The 4,884-nt window shown below is 70.6% G+C and carries 3 protein-coding genes and 1 pseudogene; 2 read left to right on the top strand and 2 right to left on the bottom strand.

The features are described 5' to 3' along the window. The coding region (locus AC1DU6_RS20085; RefSeq protein WP_477859115.1) for a response regulator at positions 1-2,480 on the top strand (2,480 nt) is incomplete at its 5' end. A 20-nt stretch (positions 2,481-2,500) separates the two neighbouring features. On the opposite strand, the gene AC1DU6_RS20080 is transcribed toward AC1DU6_RS20085, so the two are convergent. Further along, positions 2,501-3,523 (bottom strand): alpha/beta hydrolase-fold protein, encoded by a 1,023-nt coding sequence (locus AC1DU6_RS20080; RefSeq protein ID WP_457320535.1) that lies wholly within the window; start codon positions 3,521-3,523, stop codon positions 2,501-2,503. A gap of 91 nt (positions 3,524-3,614) precedes the next feature. Between AC1DU6_RS20080 and AC1DU6_RS20075 the strand changes: the two genes are divergently transcribed. Then, positions 3,615-4,217, top strand: coding sequence for a DUF4337 domain-containing protein (locus AC1DU6_RS20075; RefSeq protein WP_477859114.1), 603 nt, complete (start codon positions 3,615-3,617; stop codon positions 4,215-4,217). A gap of 222 nt (positions 4,218-4,439) precedes the next feature. Here the strand turns inward: AC1DU6_RS20075 and AC1DU6_RS20070 are convergent. Continuing rightward, positions 4,440-4,884 (bottom strand): annotated as a pseudogene (locus AC1DU6_RS20070) (TAXI family TRAP transporter solute-binding subunit); the annotation flags it as partial.

The following is a 4,884-nucleotide window of genomic DNA, read 5'->3' as shown; positions in this document are numbered from 1 at the left end:
GCCCCAACCCGCAGGAGCTGAAGGCCGAGTTGCGCCTGGCCGACGGGCGGCTGCTCGCGCAGCTGCGCGCGCCGCAGGCCGTCGAGTGGCCGGCTGCAGCGCCGGGCGGCGGCAGCGAGCCGGGCTTTGCACTGGCAACCGGGCTCGGCGCGGCCCGCTGGGTGCAGGCGCTGGACGGCGATGCGCGCCTGGTCCTGGTCACCAGCCTGGCTGAGCTGCAGCGGCAGAACCTGGCCGCCATGGTCGCTTTCGGCGCTGCGCTGGTGCTGCTGGGGGCCGCGGTGATGCTGGGCCTGCTGTGGGCGCTGCAACACTCCATCGGCCGGCCGCTGGCCACGCTGGCGGCGGTGGTCGACGAGGTGCGCGTCAGCGCCGACTACGACCGCCGCGTGCCGGTCGAAGGTGCCGACGAGCTGGCCCGGCTGGGCGAGGGCTTCAACGCGCTGATGGGCGCGCTGCACGCGCGCGATGCCGAGTTGCGCCGCCAGCACACGGCCCTGGAGGACACCGTGGGCCAGCGCACCGCCGAGCTGAGCCAGGCGCGCGACGCCGCCGAAGCGGCCAGCATCGCCAAGAGCGCCTTCGTCGCCAACATGAGCCACGAGATCCGCACGCCGATGAACGCGATCATCGGCATGTCGGGCCTGGCGCTGGAAGGCGCGCTGCCGCCCCGCGAGCGCGTGCACATCCAGAAGGTCAACCGCGCGGCGCGCTCGCTGCTGACCATCCTCAACGACATCCTCGACTTCTCCAAGATCGAAGCCGGCAAGCTGGTCGTCGAGACCCTGCCCTTCGACCTGCCCGAGGTGCTGGACAACCTGGCCTCCATGATGGGCCCGCAGGCGCAGGACAAGGGGCTGGAGCTGCTGTTCTCGGTGCAGGGCGACCCACCGCGGCAGTTGCTGGGCGACCCCGTGCGCCTGGGCCAGGTGCTGCTCAACCTGACCGGCAACGCGGTCAAGTTCACCGATCACGGCCAGGTGCAGGTGAGCGTCGAGACGGTGAGCCGCGAGCGCGAGCGGGCGGTGCTGCGCTTCGTGGTCTGCGACACCGGCATGGGCATTTCCGACGAGCTCAGGCAGCGTCTGTTCGAGCCCTTCGAGCAGGCCGACGCCGCGACCAGCCGCCGCCACGGCGGCACCGGGCTGGGGCTGGCGATCAGCCGCCAGCTGGTGCGGCTGATGGGCGGTGAACTCGAGGTCGACAGCCCAGCCGGCGGGGGCAGCCGCTTCTCGTTCATGCTGAGCCTGGCGGCATTGCCCGAGGCGACAAACGCCCAGCCCGCCGCCGGCCTGCACGGGCGGCGGGCGCTGGTGGTCGTTGCGCATGCCGCGGCACGCCAACTGCATGCCGCGACGCTCACTCAGGCAGGGCTGCAGGTTGACTGCGCCGCCAGCGGCGCCGAGGCGCTGGCGCGGCTGTCAGAGGACGCGGCGCAAGGCTACGACCTGGCCGTGCTGGAGCATCCGCTGGCCGGCCTGGACCTGGCGGACTTCGCGCGCCGCCTCGCCGCCCAGGCTACGGGCGGCTTGCCGGCCCTGGTGCTGCTGGCCGAGGCGGGCCGCCAGGACCCACCCACCGCGCTGGCGGCGGCCACCGTGATGGTGGCCAGGCCGGTGACGCCCTGGTCGCTGCTGGACGCCTGTGCCCAAGCGTCGGGCCTGGGCGGCGAGCACGCCGCTACCCCGCTGCCGCCGCGGCTCGACGTGCGCCTGGACGGCGCACGGGTGCTGCTCGTGGAGGACAACGAGATCAACCGCGACCTCGCCGCCGAATTGCTCGGCCGCATAGGCATCGCGGTGGACATGGCCTGCAATGGCCGCGAGGCCCTGGAGCGGCTGGCCACGCACGACTACGACGCCGTACTGATGGACTGCCAGATGCCGGAGATGGACGGCTTCGAGGCCACGCAGCGGCTGCGCCAGCAGCCGCGCTGGCAGGACCTGCCCATCATCGCCATGACCGCCAACGCAATGCTGGGCGACCGCGAGAAGGCGCTCGCGGCCGGTATGAGCGACCACGTCGCCAAGCCGATCAACGTGGCGCACCTGTATGCCACCCTGGCACGCTGGGTGCGCCCCCGCGCGCCGGCCGACAACGGCAGCGCTGCCGCCGTGGGCCTGCCCACACCGGGCATCGACATGGCCGGCGCCCTGGGCCGCCTCGGCGGCGACGCCGCGCTGCTGCGACGTGCCCTCGGCGGCTTTGCCGAGAAATACCGCAGCTTTGAACAGGACTTCGATGCCGCGCGCAACGCCGGCGACGCGGCGGCCGGGCGCCGCCTGGCGCACGACCTTCAATCCCTGGCCGGCACCTTTGGCATGGACGGGCTGCGCGAAGCCGCGCTGCGGCTGGAGCGGGCGTGCATCGCCGGCATCCATGGCGCCGCCGTCGACGCCGCACTCGACGAAGTGATCACCGCACTCGCGCCCGCGATCTCCGCCAGCGGCTCACTCTGCGCCGCGCCGCCGCTGGCCTGAACGCCGCGATCAGCGAATCTTCAGGGACCGGCGCGACGGAAGTAGGCGTCGACGCCCTCCAGCATCTCCGCCGTCACGTGGCTCCAGTAGTGGAAGGTATGGGCGCCGGCGTCCTCGCGATAGTCGGGCGCCTGGCCCTGGGCGCGCAGCGCCGCCTGAAGTGCGCGATTCGTCGTGACCAATTCGTCCTCGCTGCCGCAGCGCAGCACCAGTGGCACCGGCAGCCGCCCGGCGCGCTGGACCTCGGCGATCAGCTCGTCCGGATACCAGCCGCTCAGCGCGAAGGCATAGCCCCAGCGCTGCGGCGCCGCCAGCGGCAGCTTGACCGAGCCATAGCCACCCAGGGACATACCGGCGATGGCCGACTGCGCGCGTATGGGTGAGAGGCCGTACTGTTCCTTCAGCCAGGCCGGCAACTCGTCGACGATGAAGCGCTCGGCCGGGCCGTCGTAGCGCCGGCCGTTGCTGCTGGGCATGACGATGACGAAGGGCCGTGCACGGCCGCTGGCGATGAGGCGGTCGGCATAGCGCTCGATGTGGCCGGTGCGAAACCACTGGTCGGCGTCCATGCCGCCGCCGTGCAGCAGCGTCAGCACCGGCAGGGCCTGGCCGCGCTCGAAGCCGGGCGGCAGATAGACGTTGACTTTGTCGGTCCGGCCGAAGGCGGCGGAAGCCACCTCGTACGTCTCGACACGGCCTCGACCGGTGGCCGGTGGCGTCCATGCACCTTCGCCAACGAAGACGAAGGAATGCTGGCCGCCCTGGCCGTCGGCATCGTGGTCTGGCGTGGCCGGGTCATGTACCCAGCGGCCGTCGACGACGAACTTGTAGAGCCACTGACCCGGCGCCAGGTCCAGGCGCACGCGCCAGACGCCATCGGCGCCGCGCGCCATGGCCTGCTTGTGCTTGTCCCAGTCCGTCATCTCGCCGGCGAGGAAGACCCGGCGCGCCTGAGGCGCCTCCAGCGCGAAAGTGACGGGCTCAGCCCGCACCGTGGCGGTGACGGCAAACAGCAATGTCAGCAACAGTGTCTTGGCTTTCATTCGGCTTGCGCAGGAACTGAAGGCCGCGAGATTGCCACAGACAAGGCCCGTGCTGCGCGCATAGTTCCGCTGCCAACTACACACCCCTTCCATGGACCTCGATCCCAAAGACCTCATCGACCAGGCCGCCGAAGCCGCGCAGGAGGCGCGCACCGCGCGCCTGAACGCCGCTGTCGCCATCACGGTGGCGATCCTGGCCACCTTCATGGGCATCTGCAAGGTCAAGGACGACAACATCGTGCAAGGCATGCAGCAGGCCCAGGCCGACAAGCTCGATTACTGGGCCTACTTCCAGGCCCGCACGATCCGCGCCGACGTAGCCGAGTCCAGCGCCACCCAGCTCGAGCTGGCCAAGGGCGGCGCGCCGGCCACGCAAGCTGGCGATTACGACAAAGCCATCGCTGGCTACCGCGCCAAGGCGGCCGATCAGCTCAAGAAGCGCGACGAACTCAAGGCCCAGGCCGAGGCAGCCCAGACCGCTTACGAGACGCTGAACCGCCGCGACGACCAGTTCGACTTGTCCGACGCCCTGCTCGCCATCGCCATCGCCCTGCTGGCCGTGACGGCGCTGACCCGGCTCTGGCCGCTGTACTTCGTGGCCCTGCTGCCCACCTTCTTCGGCGTGCTGATGGGCGTGGCCGGCCTGATGGACCTGCCCATCCATCCCAATATGCTGTTCCGGTTGCTGTCGTAGCGTTGCTGCTTGAGCAGCGAGAGATGCGAGGCGGTCTTTGCGGGACGCCGGGCGCCGCGCAGTTTTGAGCTTGGGCTGCTTCAGGCGGCGGATACCGGACTTTCGGAAAGCCAAGGCAGCTGCCACCGTCCAACAGTGCCTTTCTCACAGCCGGTCCGCTCATCCCGGGGTCGGACTGGATGGCAGAACGGACAGGCAGCACGCCGCCGCGCCGCTTGTTGACTAGTCGGTCGGTCCGTCTGTCGGCCGGGACCGCTGCGCCAGCAGGCGCTTGCGCACCGCATAGATGTTGTTGCGCAGCGCGTAAAGCTCTTCGGCATAGGACAGCGGCACCGCAATGCGGTGTGTGACGCGGTCCAGCTCATCCAGCTCGTCGAGTAAAGCGCCGCGCTCGCCTGCGCCGGTTTCAAGCTTTGCTTCCACCTCGCGCAGCCGCGCATACCAGCGGAACACGCGCGAGCGCACGCGGAAGGTGTAGAGGGGCGGCACCACGCGCGACAGCGGCAGCATCAGCACCAGCAGGCCGCCGACCACCAGCCACATGCGTTCCAGCAGATTGCCGGCCCAGAAGGGCAGGTAGCGCGCCCACGCCGGCGTCGTGCCGTTGATCGCGCGATCGCCCTCGGCGCTGACCGGCAGCTCGCTGGTGCGGGTGTTGGGGAAGTCG

It is taken from the genome of Roseateles sp. P5_B10 (genome assembly GCF_056400485.1).
The sequence above is the reverse complement of the archived record's forward strand: the minus strand, read 5'-3'. Positions and strand labels throughout refer to the sequence as shown.